At 63.7% G+C, this 17,233-nt stretch carries 18 protein-coding genes and 1 riboswitch; of the genes, 9 read left to right on the top strand and 9 right to left on the bottom strand.

The genetic code is table 11. From position 1 onward, the window contains the following. Positions 1 to 21: 21 nt before the first annotated feature. Both FJ936_RS20470 and FJ936_RS20465 read left to right on the top strand, forming a co-directional pair. Positions 22 to 927, top strand: coding sequence for a LysR family transcriptional regulator (locus FJ936_RS20470; protein ID WP_140790669.1), 906 nt, complete (start codon positions 22 to 24; stop codon positions 925 to 927). A 77-nt stretch (positions 928 to 1,004) separates the two neighbouring features. Then, on the top strand, positions 1,005 to 1,793 hold the full coding sequence (locus FJ936_RS20465; RefSeq protein WP_140790671.1) for a 1-acyl-sn-glycerol-3-phosphate acyltransferase: 789 nt from the start codon (positions 1,005 to 1,007) through the stop codon (positions 1,791 to 1,793). A gap of 66 nt (positions 1,794 to 1,859) precedes the next feature. Here the strand turns inward: FJ936_RS20465 and FJ936_RS20460 are convergent, their stop codons facing one another. Beyond that, on the bottom strand, positions 1,860 to 2,807 hold the full coding sequence (locus FJ936_RS20460) for an aldo/keto reductase (RefSeq protein WP_140662851.1): 948 nt from the start codon (positions 2,805 to 2,807) through the stop codon (positions 1,860 to 1,862). Positions 2,808 to 2,930: 123 nt separating this feature from the next. Then, entirely contained in the window at positions 2,931 to 3,452 is a 522-nt protein-coding gene (locus tag FJ936_RS20455; RefSeq protein ID WP_140790673.1) for a gamma-glutamylcyclotransferase, read from the bottom strand. 135 nt (positions 3,453 to 3,587) lie between these two features. On the opposite strand from FJ936_RS20455, the gene FJ936_RS20450 reads away from it, so the two are divergent. Both FJ936_RS20450 and FJ936_RS20445 read left to right on the top strand, forming a co-directional pair. Then, positions 3,588 to 4,586, top strand: coding sequence for a DUF2125 domain-containing protein (locus FJ936_RS20450; protein WP_140790675.1), 999 nt, complete (start codon positions 3,588 to 3,590; stop codon positions 4,584 to 4,586). Between the two features lie 3 nt (positions 4,587 to 4,589). Then, entirely contained in the window at positions 4,590 to 5,522 is a 933-nt protein-coding gene (locus FJ936_RS20445; protein WP_140790677.1) for a sugar kinase, read from the top strand. Here FJ936_RS20445 and FJ936_RS20440 read toward each other — a convergent pair. The 3 genes from FJ936_RS20440 to FJ936_RS20430 form a co-directional block, all read right to left on the bottom strand. Next, complete coding sequence (locus FJ936_RS20440; RefSeq protein WP_181171296.1) at positions 5,519 to 6,454, bottom strand: prephenate/arogenate dehydrogenase family protein; 936 nt, start codon at positions 6,452 to 6,454, stop codon at positions 5,519 to 5,521. The two genes, FJ936_RS20445 and FJ936_RS20440, sit on opposite strands and share 4 nt — an antisense overlap. 23 nt (positions 6,455 to 6,477) lie before the next feature. Continuing rightward, positions 6,478 to 7,587 carry a histidinol-phosphate transaminase gene (gene hisC / locus FJ936_RS20435; protein WP_140790679.1) on the bottom strand — a complete coding sequence of 370 codons (1,110 nt, stop codon included), beginning with the start codon at positions 7,585 to 7,587 and terminating at the stop codon, positions 6,478 to 6,480. Positions 7,588 to 7,714: 127 nt separating this feature from the next. After that, positions 7,715 to 8,014, bottom strand: a complete 300-nt coding sequence (locus tag FJ936_RS20430; protein WP_140790681.1) for a hypothetical protein — start codon at positions 8,012 to 8,014, stop codon at positions 7,715 to 7,717. A 49-nt stretch (positions 8,015 to 8,063) separates the two neighbouring features. Beyond that, a riboswitch (SAM riboswitch) is annotated at positions 8,064 to 8,141 on the top strand. 75 nt (positions 8,142 to 8,216) lie between these two features. Here FJ936_RS20430 and FJ936_RS20425 point away from each other — a divergent pair. The 3 genes from FJ936_RS20425 (at position 8,217) to FJ936_RS20415 (ending at position 11,341) form a co-directional block, all read left to right on the top strand. Then, on the top strand, positions 8,217 to 9,386 hold the full coding sequence (locus tag FJ936_RS20425; RefSeq protein ID WP_141906897.1) for a homoserine O-acetyltransferase: 1,170 nt from the start codon (positions 8,217 to 8,219) through the stop codon (positions 9,384 to 9,386). 121 nt (positions 9,387 to 9,507) lie between these two features. Further along, a complete protein-coding gene (gene metW, locus FJ936_RS20420; protein WP_141906896.1) occupies positions 9,508 to 10,122 on the top strand; it encodes a methionine biosynthesis protein MetW in 615 nt (204 codons plus the stop codon). Positions 10,123 to 10,405: 283 nt separating this feature from the next. After that, the gene (locus FJ936_RS20415) at positions 10,406 to 11,341 is read left to right on the top strand and encodes a glycosyltransferase family A protein (RefSeq protein WP_141906895.1); all 936 of its coding nucleotides are present in this window, start codon (positions 10,406 to 10,408) and stop codon (positions 11,339 to 11,341) included. 123 nt (positions 11,342 to 11,464) lie between these two features. Here FJ936_RS20415 and FJ936_RS20410 read toward each other — a convergent pair whose 3' ends face one another. Beyond that, entirely contained in the window at positions 11,465 to 13,288 is a 1,824-nt protein-coding gene (locus FJ936_RS20410; RefSeq protein WP_141906894.1) for an ABC transporter ATP-binding protein/permease, read from the bottom strand. A gap of 137 nt (positions 13,289 to 13,425) precedes the next feature. Then, complete coding sequence (locus FJ936_RS20405; RefSeq protein WP_015315516.1) at positions 13,426 to 14,211, bottom strand: methyltransferase domain-containing protein; 786 nt, start codon at positions 14,209 to 14,211, stop codon at positions 13,426 to 13,428. Positions 14,212 to 14,400: 189 nt separating this feature from the next. On the opposite strand from FJ936_RS20405, the gene gloB reads away from it, so the two are divergent. Then, positions 14,401 to 15,168 (top strand): hydroxyacylglutathione hydrolase, encoded by a 768-nt coding sequence (gene gloB, locus FJ936_RS20400; protein ID WP_140720215.1) that lies wholly within the window; start codon positions 14,401 to 14,403, stop codon positions 15,166 to 15,168. Positions 15,169 to 15,184: 16 nt separating this feature from the next. Further along, a complete protein-coding gene (locus tag FJ936_RS20395; RefSeq protein ID WP_141906893.1) occupies positions 15,185 to 15,613 on the top strand; it encodes a cupin domain-containing protein in 429 nt (142 codons plus the stop codon). Here the strand turns inward: FJ936_RS20395 and FJ936_RS20390 are convergent. Together FJ936_RS20390 and FJ936_RS20385 are read right to left on the bottom strand one after the other, a co-directional pair. Continuing rightward, positions 15,610 to 16,284, bottom strand: a complete 675-nt coding sequence (locus FJ936_RS20390; RefSeq protein WP_140720211.1) for a lysoplasmalogenase — start codon at positions 16,282 to 16,284, stop codon at positions 15,610 to 15,612. The two genes, FJ936_RS20395 and FJ936_RS20390, sit on opposite strands and share 4 nt — an antisense overlap. Further along, positions 16,281 to 17,213: an EamA family transporter gene (locus tag FJ936_RS20385; RefSeq protein ID WP_141906892.1), complete on the bottom strand. Its 933-nt coding sequence runs from the start codon at positions 17,211 to 17,213 to the stop codon at positions 16,281 to 16,283. The genes FJ936_RS20390 and FJ936_RS20385 overlap by 4 nt, the downstream gene beginning before the upstream one ends. Between the last annotated feature and the right edge of the window lie 20 nt (positions 17,214 to 17,233).

The following is a 17,233-nucleotide window of genomic DNA, read 5'->3' as shown; positions in this document are numbered from 1 at the left end:
TTCCATTTTCTGGAAAAAGTGATGGATCGTCTCGAAGCCATGTCTCTTTTCGTCGCGGCGGCGGAAGGCGGCAGCCTTTCCGCCGCCGCGCGCCATTCGGACGTTCCGCTGGCAACAGTCAGCCGCAAGGTCTCCGAACTGGAGCGGCACCTGAAAACACGCCTGTTGAACCGCTCGACGCGGCGGCTGACACTGACCGACGCTGGCCATGCCTATCTCGCTGCCTGCCGCCGCATCCTCGACGAGGTCGGCGACGCCGAACGCACCGCCGGCGGCGAATACAGCGCCCCGACAGGGGAATTGATCATCACCGCGCCGATCGTCTTCGGCCGTCTTCACGTGCTGCCGGTCGTCAACGACTTCCTCGCCGCCTATCCCCTGGTGGATATCCGCCTGACGCTCGGCGACAGGATAAGCCAGTTGGCCGAGGATAATATCGACCTCGCCGTCCGTATCGGCAGGCTGCCGGATTCGCGCATGGTCGCCATCAGGGTCGGTTCGATCGGTCATGTTGTCTGCGCGAGCCCTGCCTATCTGGCCGGACGCGGCATTCCAGAAACTCCGGGAGATCTCGAGGCGCACAGCTGCATTACCTTCGAGGGCCTTGGCTCGCTCGCCACCTGGACCTTCACCGTGGACAAGGCTGATTTTGTCGTGCCGGTCCGATCAAGGCTCCGGGTCAACACCGCCGAGGCGGCGATTGATGCGGCGATCGCCGGTGTCGGAGCGACGCGGGTGCTTTCCTACCAGATCGTCGTCGCCGTACGCTCGGGAACACTGCGCCCCGTACTCAGGGATTTCGAACCCGAGCCTTGGCCGGTAAACCTGGTGCATGCGGGCCAGGGCCGGCTGCCAGTGAAACTGCGCGCCTTCCTCGACTTCGCCGCCCCCCGCCTGAGGGAACGCCTGGCGCAGGCGACCTGGTAGGACGGGCAGTATCGCACCGTTTCCTTTTTCTCCGCGCTTGGTGTAACCAACGCACACTTCCTCACCGGACCTCCCCCATGCTCTATGTCAGATCGCTGGCGTTCAATTTCGTCTTCTACGTCAATCTGATCGTCCAGATGATCCTCTGGACCCCGTACTATTTCCTGTCGCCCCGCCACCGCGCCTGGTTCGTGCCGAAATTCTGGTCGCGCACCTCGATGTGGCTCTATGACAAGATCGCCGGCACCAAAAACGACATCACCGGGCGGGAAAACCTGCCCGAGGGTTCCTTCATCCTGGCGCCCAAGCACCAGTCTTTCTGGGACGCCATCGCCTTCTTCCCCTTCCTCCAGGACCCGCTCTACATCCTCAAGCGCGAGCTGACCTGGATCCCCTTCTTCGGCTGGTACATCTTGAAGATGCGGATGATCCCGGTGCATCGCGGCAGCCGCTCCAAGGCCTTGAAGGCGGTGGTCGCGGCGACCAAGGAAGAAATGGCGCGCAACCCGCGCCAGCTGATCATCTATCCCGAGGGCACGCGCCGGGCGCCGGGCGACGAGCCGGCCTACAAATACGGCATCGTCGAAATCTATTCGCAGCTCGGCGTTCCCGTCGTGCCGGTCGCCCATGTCGCTGGCCTCTATTGGCCGCGCCGCAAGTTCCTGCGCTATCCCGGCACCGTCAAGGCGCGCTTCCTGCCGCCTATACCGCCTGGCCTGGGCAAGGACGAGTTCATGGCGCGGCTGATCGGTGAGACCGAAGCTGCCTGCGACCAGCTTCTCCTCGAGGCATCTCGCGCATCCAACCCGCCGGCCCTGCCGCCAACGGCGGTGAAACGGCTTCGGGAGCTCGGCGCGAAGGCCTGAAGCCTCCTGACCACGGGCCGTCAGCCGTACACCGCCAGCACCGTGGTCAGCACCAGCGTCGCAGCCTCAGGCGCTGGCCTTGTCGAGTTCGGCCATATCGTCCGCGGACAGCTTCAGCGACGCCGCGCGGATCAGGCTGTCCATCTGCTCAGGCTTGGTCGCACTGGCGATCGGCGCGGTGACGCCGGGCCGCGCGATAACCCAAGCAAGCGCCACTTCCGCCTGTTTGGCCGAATGCCTCGCCGACACCGCGTCCAGCGCCGCCAGGATGCGCATGCCACGCGCATTGAGGTAGTCTTTCACCCCGCCGCCGCGCTCGCTTTGGCCGAGATCGGCCTCGCTGCGGTACTTGCCGCTGAGAAAGCCCTTGGCCAGGCTGAAATAGGTGATGACGCCGATATCCTCCGCCACGCAGAGATCGCGCAGCGGGCCATCGAAGGAGGAGCGGTCATAGAGATTGTATTCCGGCTGCAGCACCTCGTAGCGCGGCAGGCCGCGCAGGCTTGCCACGTCAAGTGCCGCGCGCAACTGGCCGGCGTCGAGGTTGGAACAGCCGGCATAGCGAATCTTGCCCTTGGCGAGCAGTTTCTCATAGGCGCCGAGGGTTTCCTCATAGGGCGTGGTCGGATCCGGCCAGTGCGACAGGTAAAGGTCGATGAATTCGGTCTGCAGCCGCTTCAGCGATGCATCGACAGCCTTTTCGATATAGGCGGCCGACAGGTCCTTGTGGCCCTGCCCCATGTCCGAGCCGACCTTGGTGACCACCACGACCTTGTCGCGATTGCCACGATCCTTCATCCATTTGCCGATGATGGTTTCCGATTCACCGCCCTTGTTACCGGGAACCCAGCGCGAATAGGCGTCGGCCGTGTCGATGGCATTGAGGCCGGCTCCGACAAAGCGATCGAGCAGATCGAAAGAAGTCTTCTCGTCGGCGGTCCAGCCGAAGACATTGCCACCCAGAACCAGCGGCGCGATGGAAAGGTCGGTGCGACCGAGACGGCGTTTCTGCAAGACGGATCTCCGTGGTGATTGGGACCGGGCGGATGCCGCCCGCTGGCTGGGTTCGGAGCCTAACCTAGGTCTTGCCGCATCGAGGTCAAAGGCCTGGCCACCCTTTTCCGCGGAGCCAGCGCTTCACAAAGTCGCTATCCGGTGCGCCACATCCTCCAGCCAGTGGTCGCGAATCTCGAGCGCTTCCAGATGCTTCAGCGTGCTCAGCACATAATCCTCGTTGTCGCCGGATCGGCCGATCGCGCCGCGCACCACGGCCGCCGCCTCCGCCGCGTCAAGCGCGCCCGCATATTGCTCATGCTTGCGGTCGACGATGTAGGCCACGGCTTCCACCGTGCCACCGCCGTCGAGGCGAACCTTGAGCGTCCGCTCGAGATAGACGCTGGTGACGAGTTCGCGCTCGCGCAGATAGGCAATGACCTCGTCGCGCAATTCGCCAGGGACGCGGTACGCAAGGCCGACGCAGGAGCCGCCATGGTCGAGGCCAAGCACCAGTCCGGGCCGCTGGCGCGTGCCGCGATGCACGAAGGAATAGACGCAGAGCGAGCGGCGATAGCCATGCAGGCGGGCGCGTCGTGTCTCGACATGAGCGAAACCCGGTCGCCAGATCAGCGAACCGTAGCCGAACACCCAAAAATCGCCCATATCACCGCGCCTGATTGCAAAAAGAATGGCAGCACCGCACCGGTAACCGGTGTTTTTTCCATCCGTCTCTGTCTACCTAGTGTTCGGAACTTGAGAATCCGTCCACACCATCCATGCGTTAATGAGAGCCAAAGCATGACGTCAAGTGACGAACGCCAACCGGGTAACCGTCGCCGTCTGTGGTGGCTTGCCGCGTTCATCCTCGTGCTGTTCGCCATTTACAGCGCCGGCTGGTTCTATCTGGCCAACAGGGTCCGGTCCGAGGCCGACAAGGCGGTTGCCACGCTCAACAAGAGCGGCATCGAGGCCGGTTGCGCCAACCTCCAGGTCGGTGGCTATCCACTGAGCTTTGCCGTCTCTTGCGACAACCTCGCCTACGAGGACGACGCCAAGAGCATTGCTGCCTCGGCCGGCTCCTTCAACGCCGTCGCCCAGATCGTCCAGCCCTTGTCGCCTGTTGCCAATCTACGCGGTCCACTCCGGACCTCCGTCCCCGGCATGATGCCGCTCTGGATCGACTGGGACAATCTGCAGGCCAACGTCAAATTGTGGTACCCGCTGCCCCGGCGTGTAGCGCTGCAGGCCGAGGGCCTGTCGGGCCAGACCGACCCGGCCGACGACACCGATCCGGTGCAACTGTTCAGTGCCGGCAAGGCGTCAGGCCAATTGCAGCCCAACAACGGCGATCTCGACTATGTCGGCAGCTTTGGCGATCTCGAGATCGATGCCGACGCGATCGGCGGGCGGGTGTTGCCGGCGCTCGATGCCAGCGGCGACGTGACACTGAAGAACGGCGTGGCGCTGATCGGCACGCAGGTGAAAAGCCTGCGCGGCCAGCGGATCGAAATCCGCAACCTCGATCTGTCGTCCGGCACGGCGCGGGTCACCGTTTCCGGGCCGCTGTCGGTCGATGCCGAGGGTCTCGTCGACGCCGACCTGATGATCAGGATCAAGGATCCCAAGGCGGTGGCATCTATTCTTGCCGGCGCCATACCCGAGCAGAAGAATGCGATCGAGCAGGGTTTTGGCGCCCTGGCGCTGCTTGGCAGCGAACCGTCGATGCCGCTGAAAGTGGTCAAGGGCAAGGCTTCCCTCGGCTTCATTCCGCTGGGCAAGATCAAACCGGTCAACTAACGGATGGCGGGGCCGGCAAAGCTGCTGAGCGTCGGCGCACTGACGCTTGACACCATTCTTCGTGTCGAATCGCTGCCCAGGCATCAGGGAAAATTCATCGCCTCGGACGGCATCCAGATCGCCTCGGGCATGGCCACGAGCGCGGCCTGCGCCGCGCATCGCCTGGGTGCCGAGGTGTCGCTATGGGCGAGCGCCGGCGACGATCCGGTCGGCGATCTGCTGATTGCCGGGATAGAGGCCGAGGGCGTCGATTGCAGCCATGTACGCCGCGTCAGCGGCGCCCGCTCGGCACTGGCCTCGATCCTGGTCGATGCGCATGGCGAGCGGATCATCGTGCCTTTCTACGACGCGCGCGCGCAGGCCGATCCCGAGGTTTTGCCGTTCACCGACATAACGGCATTCGACACCGTACTGGCCGACGTGCGCTGGCCGGGCGCCGCGGCGCTTGCCCTTAAGACGGCGCGGGCCGCCGGCCGCCCAGCCATACTCGATGCCGATACCGCGCCCCTGGCGGTGCTGGAACGATTATTGCCGCTGGCCTCGCACATCGTCGCCTCGGAGCCGGCGGTCCGCATCATATGCGGCCACGCGCTGGATCTGGAGACCGCCTGCATCGATTTGGCGTCCCGCACCGATGCGTTCGTCGCGGTCACCGGCGGCGCGGCGGGTACCTGGTGGTTCGACCGAAGCGCCGGATCATCCCGCCATGTCGAGGCACCGAGGATCAAGGCGGTCGACACGCTGGCCGCCGGCGATGTCTTTCATGGCGCCTTTGCCGTCGGGCTGGCGGAAGCCATGGCGGTCGAGCACGCACTGCGCTTTGCCAGCGCGGCCGCCGCGCTCAAGTGCCTGCGCTTCGGCGGCCGGCTGGGCGCGCCGGATCGGGCGGAGACGCTCGCCATGATGGCAACGGCCTGGCCGGTTGAAATCACCTAGCTCTTTGCCGGATGCTCGACCGCCTGGCGGCCAAAATCGGGCGCGTCGATATCCTGGCCCGCCTCGATGATCGAGCGGCGCACGGCGCGGGTGCGGGTGAACAGGTCGAAGAGCTTGTCGCCGTCGCCCCAGCGGATGGCGCGCTGCAGGAACGCCAGGTCTTCCGAGAACCGCGCCAACATTTCCAGGATGGCATCCTTGTTGTGCAGGCACACGTCCCGCCACATGGTCGGATCGGAGGCAGCCAGACGCGTGAAATCGCGAAAACCGGAGGCGGAATATTTGATCACTTCCGTCTTGGTCACCGATTCCAGATCGTCGGCGGTGCCGACGATGTTGTAGGCGATGATGTGCGGCAGATGCGAGACGATGGCCAGCGTCATGTCGTGATGCTGCGGGTCCATAGTGTCGATGTTGGCGCCGCAGCGGCGCCAGAATTCCGACAGCCGTTCCAGCGCTTCCGGATCGGTGCGCGGCACCGGCGTGAAGATGCACCAGCGGTTGTCGAACAGGTCGGCAAACCCGGCATCCGGGCCGGATTTTTCGGTGCCCGCCAGCGGATGGCCAGGAATGAAATGGACGCCTTCAGGCACATGCGGCTGCATCTGCGCGATGACCGAGGCCTTTGTCGAGCCGACATCGGTGAGGATCGCCCCCTTTTTCAGCGCCGGCGCGATTTCCTCCGCTACAGCGCCGGATGAGCCGACCGGCACGGAGACAATGACCAGATCGGCATCGCGCACCGCGTCCCCGGCATCGGTGGTGTAGGAATCGCCAAGGCCCAGTTCCTCGGCTCGCTTGAGCGTTGCCGCACTGCGCGTCGAGATGGCGACATGGCGAGCCAAGCCCTCGCGTCGGATGACGCGGGCCAGAGACGAGCCGATCAGGCCGATACCGACCAGCGCGATCTTTTCGAACATCGGTGATGCCATGGTGTTCCAGCTCTTTAGACGTTCTAGCTTTTCAGGAATGTCGTGAGCGCGGCGACAACGCCGCGATTGGCCTCTTCAGTGCCGACGGTCATGCGAAGCGCGTTGGGAAAGCCGTAACCTGAAACGCGCCGCAGAATATAGCCGCGCGCGCTCAGATAATCGTCAGCCGCCGCCGCGGAATGCTTCTGATCGTCGGGAAAATGAATGAGCAGGAAATTGCCGACGCTCGGCGTCACGCGCAGCCCAAGTCTGGTCATTTCGCCGCTCAGCCAGGTAAGCCAGGTCTCGTTATGCGCCACGCTACGCTCGACATGGGCACGGTCGCGGATCGCGGCGATGCCGGCCTCGATCGCTGTCGCATTGACGTTGAAGGGGCCGCGTACACGATTGATGGCGTCGACGATATGCAGGGGACCATACATCCAGCCGATGCGCGCGCCGCCGAGCCCGATCTTGGAGAAGGTGCGGGTCATCACCACGTTCTCGGCGCTGCCGGCCAGCTCGATGCCGGCTTCGTAATCGTTGCGGCGGACATATTCGGCGTAGGCCGCGTCGAGCACCAGAAGCACGTTTCCCGGCAGTCCGGCATGAAGGCGGCGCACCTCCTGGAACGGCACATAGGTGCCGGTCGGGTTGTTGGGATTGGCCAGGAACACGATTTTCGTGCGCGGCGTCACAGCCGCCAGCATCGCATCGATGTCGGCGCGCTCGTCGGTCTCCTTTACAGTCACCGGACCTGCACCCGCCGACTGGATGTAGATCTTGTAGACCATGAAGGCGTGGGCGGTGATGATGGCCTCGTCGCCCGGCGCGAGATAGGTCTGCGCCAGCAGGCCGAGGATCTCATCGGACCCATTGGAACAGATGATGTTCTGCGCATTTAGGCCATGCACCTCGGCGATCGCCTCCCGCAGACGCCGGGCAGTGCCATCGGGATAGATGTCGAGTTTGGCGGCGACTTCGCGCGCGGCCTCGATCGCCCTCGGCGACGGACCAAGCGGGTTCTCGTTCGACGACAGTTTGTAGACCTTGGCGACACCGGCCGGCGCCGTGCTCTTGCCTGGCACATAGGCGTCGATGTCCATGATACCCGCGCGCGGGGTTGGACGTGCCTGATTCGATGTCTGGTTCATTTTTGCAAAATCCGTCGAAAGTGCCTCCTGTTGGAGGCCGCAGCGGAAATACAAGCCATGGCCGATAATGTCGAGTGGTGGCAGAAGGAGCCCAGATGCCGGGTAGTGTCTCGGTTTGACTGGGCGTCTACTCCTGCCTCAACCACCAGTCTGACGCCCAAAATCCTAAGCCGAGCACAATCAACGTAACCGGCCAATAAGCGATCGCCCAGGTAAAGCCGATGATCGCCGCCCATAGGAAGCCCCCTCCATGGCGTTCTCCCATGAAAACTTGAAGGATAAGCACTCCCGCGAGTAACAGGCCGACCCATCCAAGAATGAGAAGTTTAACCTTCAGGACGCGTTCCCCCTTGCCTTCCGCGAGGTATAGGCGGTTTCGCCTGTGCGTCAAATCACCAACGACGTTCTCAATTTCAAACTGAGACACTCCCAGACGCCAGCATTGACGGCAGGGCGGGCGAGTTCTAGAAGGGCAGCGACAGTTCCGTGGTGATTTGGCCGGTCGGCTTGCAGCCACGTTAAACAACTTGCTAAAGGGCCGTTTGCATCCTGTGACCGGCTTTGCAACGGCAATGCCGGTTTTTTGTTGTCCGCGGCCTATGCGTGGATCAAGGTGTGAGATGGATGTTATGGCCGCTCCGCGCGCTGGAAAAACCAACAACGAGGCCGACAACCCGTCGAGCCCGCTGTTGCGCTTCGGCCCAGACAAGCCGCTCAAGCTCGACGCCGGCACGCTGCTGTCACCGTTCCAGATCGCCTACCAGACCTATGGCACGCTCAACGACGCCCGCTCCAACGCCATCCTCGTCTGCCACGCGCTGACCGGCGACCAGCATGTCGCCAGCACCAACCCGGTGACCGGCAAGCCGGGCTGGTGGGAGGTGCTGATCGGCCCGGGCAAGATCATCGACACCAACCGCTTCTTCGTCATCTGCTCCAACGTCATCGGCGGCTGCCTCGGCTCCACCGGCCCGGCCTCGACCAATCCCGCGACCGGCAAGCCCTACGGGCTCGACCTGCCTGTTATCACCATCCGCGACATGGTGCGCGCGCAGCAGATGCTGATCGACCATTTCGGCATCGAGAAACTGTTTTGCGTGCTCGGCGGCTCGATGGGCGGCATGCAGGTGCTGGAATGGGCGTCGAGCTATCCCGAGCGCGTCTTCTCGGCGCTGCCGATCGCCACGGGGGCGCGTCATTCCTCGCAGAACATCGCCTTCCACGAGGTCGGCCGGCAGGCCGTCATGGCCGACCCGGACTGGCATGGCGGCAAATATTTCGAACACGGCAAGCGCCCGGAGAAAGGGCTGGCGGTGGCGCGCATGGCCGCCCATATCACCTATCTGTCGGAAGCCGCCCTGCACCGCAAATTCGGCCGCAATTTGCAGGACCGCGAAGCGCTGACCTTCGGCTTCGATGCCGACTTCCAGATCGAGAGCTATCTGCGCCACCAGGGCATGACCTTCGTCGACCGCTTCGATGCCAACTCTTATCTCTACATGACGCGGTCGATGGATTATTTCGACCTCGCCGCCGACCATGGCGGCCGGCTGGCCGACGCCTTCGCCGGCACGAAAACGCGCTTTTGCCTGGTGTCCTTCACATCGGACTGGCTGTTCCCGACAGAAGAGAGCCGCTCCATCGTCCACGCACTCAACGCCGCCGGCGCCTCGGTATCCTTCGTCGAGATCGAGACCGATCGCGGCCACGACGCCTTCCTGCTCGACGAGCCGGAACTGTTTGCCGCCATCAACGGCTTCATCGGCTCGGCCGCGCGCGCCAGGGGGCTCAGCGCATGACCCCGAAAAGTTGCAGACGTTTCGGATCAAGCTCGTGCGCCAAACAGAACGGCGAAGCCATGACCCCGAAAAGTTGCAGACGTTTCGGACCAAGGCCATGCGCCGTCCACGAGGCGAAGCCATGAGCGTCAACCGCAGCCAACGCGTCGACCTCGAGGTCGTCGCCAACCTCATCCCGCCGCAATCGCGTGTGCTCGACGTCGGCTCGGGCGACGGCTCATTGCTCGAATTGCTGCAGGACACCAAGCAGGTCGACGGTCGCGGACTCGAGCTGTCGCAGCGTGGCGTCAACGAATGCGTGGCGCGCGGTCTCAGTGTCATCCAGGGCGACGCCGACACCGATCTCGAATTCTATCCCGACAAGGGCTTTGACTTCGTTGTCCTGTCGCAGACCCTGCAGGCCACCCGCAACCCGAAGCTGGTGCTCGACGAGCTGCTCAGGATCGGCAACCGGGCGATCGTGTCTTTCCCCAATTTCGGTCACTGGCGGGTGCGCCTGTCGCTGTTCGTCAAGGGCCGCATGCCTGTGACCAGCGACCTGCCCTATTCCTGGTACGACACGCCCAACATCCACTTCTGCACGATCCGAGACTTCGTCAATTTGTGCGAAGAGCTTGGCGCGACAGTGGAGAAGGCGACCGCGCTCGACGCCAACGGCCAGAAGATCGGCCTGTCGATGCCATGGTGGTTCTGGAATTTCTTTGGCCAACAAGCAGTGTTCCTGCTGAAGCGATAATGAAATGGGCGCCGCCCGCAGGCGCAACTGCCAATCCTTGAGGGTGGCCGCGCGTCTTTCAGCGGGTGCGAAAGTGTTGCAGTTGAAGCGCCATGAGCTGGAATTTATCATGCCTGGTCGGTCGAACGACGGCACGACGGGGTGACATGGCAGGTTGTTTTTTGTAGCGTCGCACCGAATCCGATGAGGCCCATCCAGGGGGAAGTCCGATCCATTTAGCCATCCCGATGATCAAAGGACCTGGCGCGAAGGGTGTTTACGCGCTGGAGGCGACCGACGTGATATGATCGGGAAGACCGAACAGGCGCCCCTCGTCACGGTGATCACGCCCACTCACAACCGGCGCGAAACAGTGCTCCGCGCCGTCGAAAGCGTGCTTTCCCAGAGCATGCCGCGATTTGAACATATCGTCGTCGACGATGGTTCGACGGACAGGACCGAGGCGGCGCTCGCCCGCATCCATGACCCCCGGCTGATCTATGTCGGCGCGAAGTGGCGCGGCGCCAATGCCGCCAGGAATGCCGGCATCGAGCTAGCCCGGGCGCCCGTGGTGACTTTTCTTGATTCGGACGATCTCTTCCTGCCGCACCGGCTCGAACGGACGCTGGCATGGTTCGACGACAATCCAGCGCTCGAAGTCCTGCTCTCCTCATATGTCTCGGTGAAGGGTGGCCGCGGCACCGCCTGCGTTAACCGCGGCGCTTTCCTGAACCCGCCAATGCTGGAGCGGGCGGTGGTCGCGCAGACGGCCTTCATAGCCGGATCGGCTATAACAGCCAGACGCGAGGCTTTGCTGGCCATCGGCGGCTATGACAGCGACATTCCCCGGATGCAGGACCGCGAGCTTCTGCTGCGCTTCGCACAGCGCTTCGGCGCGCAATTATCGGAAGATATCGACTGGACGAAGCACAATTCGCAGAATTCGATTTCAGGCCGCAGGGACGGCTATGTCGAAGCCTACGCGATCCTGATGAGTAAGCATCCGCACATCGCTCGCTCCTACCCCCATGTCCCTCCCTTTATGATCACGCGGCAGATCATCGCCGATATTCTCCGGGGGCGAATACCACAGGCATTTGCAGGATACATGGCCAACCGCTCGTCTGATGCGCTTGGTTATTCATTGCCGGAACTGATCAACGGTTATCTCCACGGCCGCCGCTGGCGGCGCGACCTCTACGACGAAGTTCGTGGCAAGTTTGGAATTCCACCGGCCTGACCGGCGACAGCTCAGCGATCGAGCACGGCGCGTTGCAGGGCGCATTCCTTCTCGTCCGGCAGCGAGATGCCGACCGCCAGGGCCTTGGCGGCCAGGCAACGGGCCGCAACGGGGGAAAAACTGCTACTTCCTGTGGTGGAGGCTTGCCGCGGCTGGCGGCGGCTCGATGGCACCCGCCCTGACGTGGGCAGGTTTCAGCGCGGGCGCGTCGGAATCCTTAACGATCGTCAGGGAACGCGGGAAGAACTGATTGTTGTGCTGGCCGCGCCCGATGTTGATGATCGCGGTGCCGGGCAGGCGCTTCTCCAGCAGCGACAGCACGCGCCGCAGCGAGGGTCCGTCGAACGCATCCATGGCTTCGTCGATGATCACCCATTTTGGCTGTCGCAAGGCGAGCCTGGCCACGCCAAGCAATCGCTGTTCGTCATCGCCCAACTCATGGTCCCAGCGTCCGACGCGGTCGAGCGACGACGACAGCCGTCCAAGACCGACCTCGGCAAGCACCGCTGAAATGTCGGCGTCGTTCGCCGGCGCATGCCCGTTCGGGTGATTGAGGACCTCGCGCAGCGTGCCGGCTGGCAAATAGGGCACACGCGGCACGAAGATGATGGTTTCACCCGCCGGCAGGCCGATCCGCCCGCTGCCCCACGGCCACAGCCCGGCAATGGCGCGGAAGAACAGCGTCTTGCCGGCGCCCGGTTCACCGGTGATCATGACGCGCTCGCCGGCATGGATTTCGACATGCTGGTCGGCGAGCTTGGTGCATCCGTCCGGCGATGCCACCTGAAGCTTCTCGAACGTCAGGTTGCCATTGGCGTTGTCGGCGAATTCGATGCGCTTCTCCTTGTCGTGCAGCACATCGGTTTCATCGAGCGCGATGCGGAAGTCGGCGACACGCATCAGCGTGGCGCGCCAGTCGGCAATGCTGCCGATGTTGTTGATGAACCAACGCAGGGAGGAGTGGACCTGGTTGAAGGCCCCGACCGCCATCATCAGCCCGCCAAAGCTGATATCCCCCGAGAAATAGACCGGCGAGGCGACCAGGATCGGCGCCACGACCGTGATCCAGCCATAGGTATCGGTTACCCAGGATAGATTGATCTGGGCGGTGTAGATGCGCCGCATGGCGCCCAGCACCGTGCCGAGGTCGAGTTGCAGCCGTCGCTTGGCGTCATCCTCCCCACGGTACAGCGCGATGGCATCGACATTCTCGTTGACGCGCACCATCGAGGAGCGCAGCTCCGCTTCGCGCGTATAGCGGTCGCTGTTGAGGCTGATGAGCGGCCGCCCGACCAGCCAGCTCAGCCACGAGGCGGTACCGGCATAGAGGAACGCGGCCCAAACCATGTAGCCCGGTATCGCCAGCGACCAGCCGTTGACGTGGAAGACGAAGCCCGAAGACAGTTCCCACAGCACACCGACAAAGGACACGAGCAGGATGAACGACTGCAGCAGGCCGACACCAAGATCGGTCGACAGGTCCGAGAGATGCGCGGCATCCTGTTGCATGCGCTGGTCGGGATTGACGCCGATGGCGCCGGCATTGGCCAGCCGGAAGGCGCGCGCCGGCCGCATCCATTGGTCGATCAGGTCCAGCGTCAGCGCCTCGCGCAACTTCAGCCGGATCATCTGGTTGAGCCAGGTCTGGCCGATATTGAGCACCAGCAGTCCGCCGGCGATCATGGCAAAGACCATCAGCTGATGCAGGAAGGCCGCCATGTCGCGGCGCGCGAGGGCATCGTAGAAGGGCTGGTTCCAGCGGTTGAGCAAGACCTGGCCGATCGACGTCGCGATAATGACGCCCATGATGCCGAGCGACGTCCACAGCAACCACTTGCGAACCGGCGATCCGATCAGCGCCCGCTTGATCGTCGCCACCTGATCGCGCAGGCTGCTGGCGACGGCGACCGGCTGAATGGTGGCCTGATTGTCCAATTGATCAGCCATGGCCGAGGTCCTTGCGTTCAGTAGCGAAGCTGAAACCGGATGAAGGGAGCCGACGGCGGCAGCCCCTCAACCACTCCGCGAGCCCAGCACGACAGATAGGTCGGAAAGACGCGGCGCGATGCAAGTTTCCATCGCGATCACGAAGGTGTCACTTGCCGGGGCGATGCCACACCCCTTGCCTCGGCCCGCCGGCCGAGCCGTGTCGCGCCATGCGGCGACAGCACCGGCACGAAGACGCGGCGGGACGCACGCTGGGCCACCGGCACGCCTTGATAGAGCCGTTTCTGCGCTTCGACGACAATGACGCCGGAAAAGATCGGCCACAGCCTCCGGCCGGCGCGCTCCAGCACATTGTGGAAGCGCATCATGAAACGCCGCCGCGATGGCGGGAAGAACAGCGCATCCGACCAGGCGGCGGGCGTGAAATTCGCCTCACGCAGCAATTCGGTGAGCTGCCCGCGTGAGAAGGGCCGCCCATTGCCGAACGGCGTATGTTCGAAGCGCGCCCAGACACCGCGCCGGTTTGGCACGACGATGACGACGCGCCCGGCCGGCGACAGCACCCGCCAGATCTCGTTCAGCGTTTCACGCGGGTTTTCGACGTGTTCGAGCGAATGGACGAGCAGCATGCGGTCGATGCAGGAATCGACCAGCGGCAGTTCCTCGTCGAACACCAGGGCCGTCGCCGTTGGCCCGGCCGCCGGCCAGACCACGGCGCCCTGGGTCGCTGGCATGAAGGCGAAGACCCGCTCGGCGTCGGTGCCGAAGCGTTCCAGCCAGGGCAAGGTATAGCCCAGGCCGACCAGCCGCTCATTGGGCACCGCGGCCCATATCGACGACAGCGCCATGGTGATCGAGCGCTCGGCGAACCGGCCGAGCGTTGTCGAATAGAAGGAACGAAGGTCGACGATGTCGGAATGCATGTCAGGGATGTAGCCGTGATGTCAGCCGGATTCAACAAAAGGCCAAAGCGGCCGGCACGGCGGATGTCAATTTGACATCCCACGATAACATTCGCTTTGCTTGTCATCCGGGATGACATTCGCTTTCTCATCCGGGATGACATTCACGCAGCGGCGCCCTATGTCTGCGGCGGCAAATGGAGAAATGCGATGCCGGTCGAAATCGAACAGTTCATGTGCCGCACCGACAATTTCGGCGTGCTGGTGCATGACCCCGAAAGCGGCCAGACCGCGATTATCGACGCGCCCGAGGAAGCGCCGATCCTGGCCGCGATCAAGCGCACCGGCTGGACGCCGACGATGATCCTGACGACGCATCATCATATGGATCACGTCGAGGCCAATCTGGCGCTCAAGGAGCGCTTCAAGCTGCGCATCGTCGGCCCGGAGGCGGAAAAGGCCAAGATCCCCGGCATCGATGAAACCGTCGAAGAAGGCTCCGTCCTGCATCTCGGCCATGAGCGCATCGAAGTGATCGCCACGCCCGGGCATACCGCTGGCCATGTCTCCTACCATCTGCCGTTATCGAAAGTGGCGTTCACCGCGGATACGCTGTTTGCGCTGGGTTGTGGGCGGCTGTTCGAATGCAAGCCGCCGGTGATGTACGAATCGCTGAAGAAGCTCGCGGCTCTTCCCGCCGAGACGACAATCTATTGCGGCCACGAATACACGCTCGCCAATGCCCGTTTTGCACTGAGCGTCGACCCCACCAATTCGGCGTTGAAGGAGCGCGCTGCGCGGATCGAGGCGCTGCGGGTCGACAACAAGCCGACGCTGCCGACGACGATCGGCGAGGAACTGTCGACCAATCCCTTCCTGCGCTGGCACGATCCGGCAATCCGCAAGCATCTTGGCATGGAAAAGGCTGGGGATGCCGAGGTCTTCGCCGAGATCCGCAAGCGCAAGGACAATTTCTGATGCCAGCTTTCTGCCGATGACCAGTTCCGCGGAAATCATAGCAACACTCGCCCTGAACCCGCATCCGGAAGGCGGCTGGTACGCGGAAACCTTTCGCGACGAAGCCGGCGGTGCGCGCGGCCATTCGACCGCCATCTATTTCCTGCTGGAACAGCATCAGGTTTCGGCCTGGCATCGGGTCAGGGACGCCGCCGAGCTTTGGCACTTTTATGCCGGCGCGCCTCTGGCGCTGTCGATGTGGGAAGAAAGCGGCGCCATTATCGAGCAGGTGCTCGGCATCGAGTTCGCGGCGGGTGAACGGCCGCAGATCGCCGTGCCGGCGGGCTGGTGGCAATCGGCGCGCACACTGGGCGAATGGACGCTGGTCGGCTGCACGGTGGCGCCGGGTTTTGATTTCGCCGCCTTCGAACTGGCCGAGCCGGGCTGGCAGCCGAAGCCGATTTAGCCCAGCAGGAATCCCAGCGTGATCGCCAGTTGGGCGGCATAGTACAGAACCCACACGGTGAAACGCATCCAGGCGCGATGCGGCGAGACGGCCGACACTAAGAATTTCTCCATGGCGAGCAGCCCGTCCGATGCCATGAACAGCACGGCGCCACCGATCACCCAGACATTGCTTGTCGTTAGCGCCGACATGCCCATCGTCAGGATCGTCACGACATAGACGGCAATCGGTACACGCAAGCCGGGACCAACGCGGCGCCAAAGCGCCGCCAGCATGACGATCGCGAACACCGCCATGGCCAGCGCGATCGCACCGCGCCTGGGCTCGGCGCCAAGCAACTCCAATCCGGCACCGCTGCGCAGCAACAACGCGACATAGACGATGTGGGCGACGAGAAAACTGGCCAGCCCACCCAGAAAGGCTTTTTCGCCGTCGCGTGACAAGAAGGCATCGCCAATGGCGCTCAGCGCAAGGGCGGCGACCAGCAGCAGCGGCCCGCCTTGTATTGCGGCAAGTACGGCGAGCATCGCGACGGCAAGTGTCTTTGCCGCCGAGCGGGCCAGCGTCGGCGGCGTGCCAAGCGTGAAGCCATAGATCACCGCCGCCACCAGCGAAAAGATCAGCGTCGCATTGGCGTTGCCGTCGATGCCCCCGGCAAACGGCATCGTCATACCCTGGCTCCGCCTTCGGATGCCCTGGCTCCGCCTTCGGATGTCCGGGCTCCGCTCTCCGTAGCCGGCTTGCGCAGGAACAGCGATTTTGCCGCTAGCGCCGCGCCGCCGGTGATGAGCACACAGGCGGCCAGAATGCGCAGCGACGGTTCGGCGACGCCGGCCGCGATCAGCACCAGCGTCGACAGCAGCGGCGCCGCGTAGCTCGCGGCACCCAGCACCTGGATGTTGCCGCGCTTGACACCGATGTCCCAGGCATAGAAGGCCGCGCCCACCGGCATCAGGCCGAGCCCGAGCACGGCCAGCCACTGGCCGGCGCCGTCAGGCAGAACCGTTTGTTCCAGCGCCAGGTGGCAGACGAGCGACAGCACGGCGGTTGCCGCGCAGAACCAGGTGACGATGCTGGTCGGCACCGACGGGAAACGTCGAGACAGCAAGGAATAGGACGACCATAGCAGGGCACAGACGGCGGCCATGGCGTAACCGAAGGCGTAGCGCGCATCGAAAGCCAGGCCGCCGCCCTTGGTGACGATCAGAACGGTGCCGGCAAGGCCGAGCAGCGCGCCGACGACATGGTTCCAGGCCAGCTTCTCGCCCGGCATCAGCGCCGAGCCCAGCACGATCAGCAGCGGCCAGAGATACGCAATCAGGCTCGCCTCGACCGCCGGCGCGTTGCGCAGCGCGGTGAAGTAGAAGAAGTGGTAGCCGAACAGGCCGGCAATGCCGATCACCCAGACCTGAGGAGGGGTCTTTTGACTCCTGTCGGTGGCCGGCATGAACAGTCGTGCGACAAGCCCTACGCCTGTGCCGATCGAGAAAGTGATCGCCGACAACAGGAATGGCGGCACCTTGCCGGACGCATCCGTCAGCAACGCCAGCAATGCCCACATGGCGACCGCCGAAAAGCCGATCAGTGTTGCGCGCCCCATTTTGTCTCCAGTGGCGCGCC

This window comes from Mesorhizobium sp. B2-4-13 (assembly GCF_006658535.1).
GTDB classification, from domain to species: Bacteria; Pseudomonadota; Alphaproteobacteria; order Rhizobiales; family Rhizobiaceae; genus Mesorhizobium; species Mesorhizobium australicum.
Note: the sequence above shows the minus strand (reverse complement) of the source record. Positions and strands in the feature narration are given on the sequence as shown.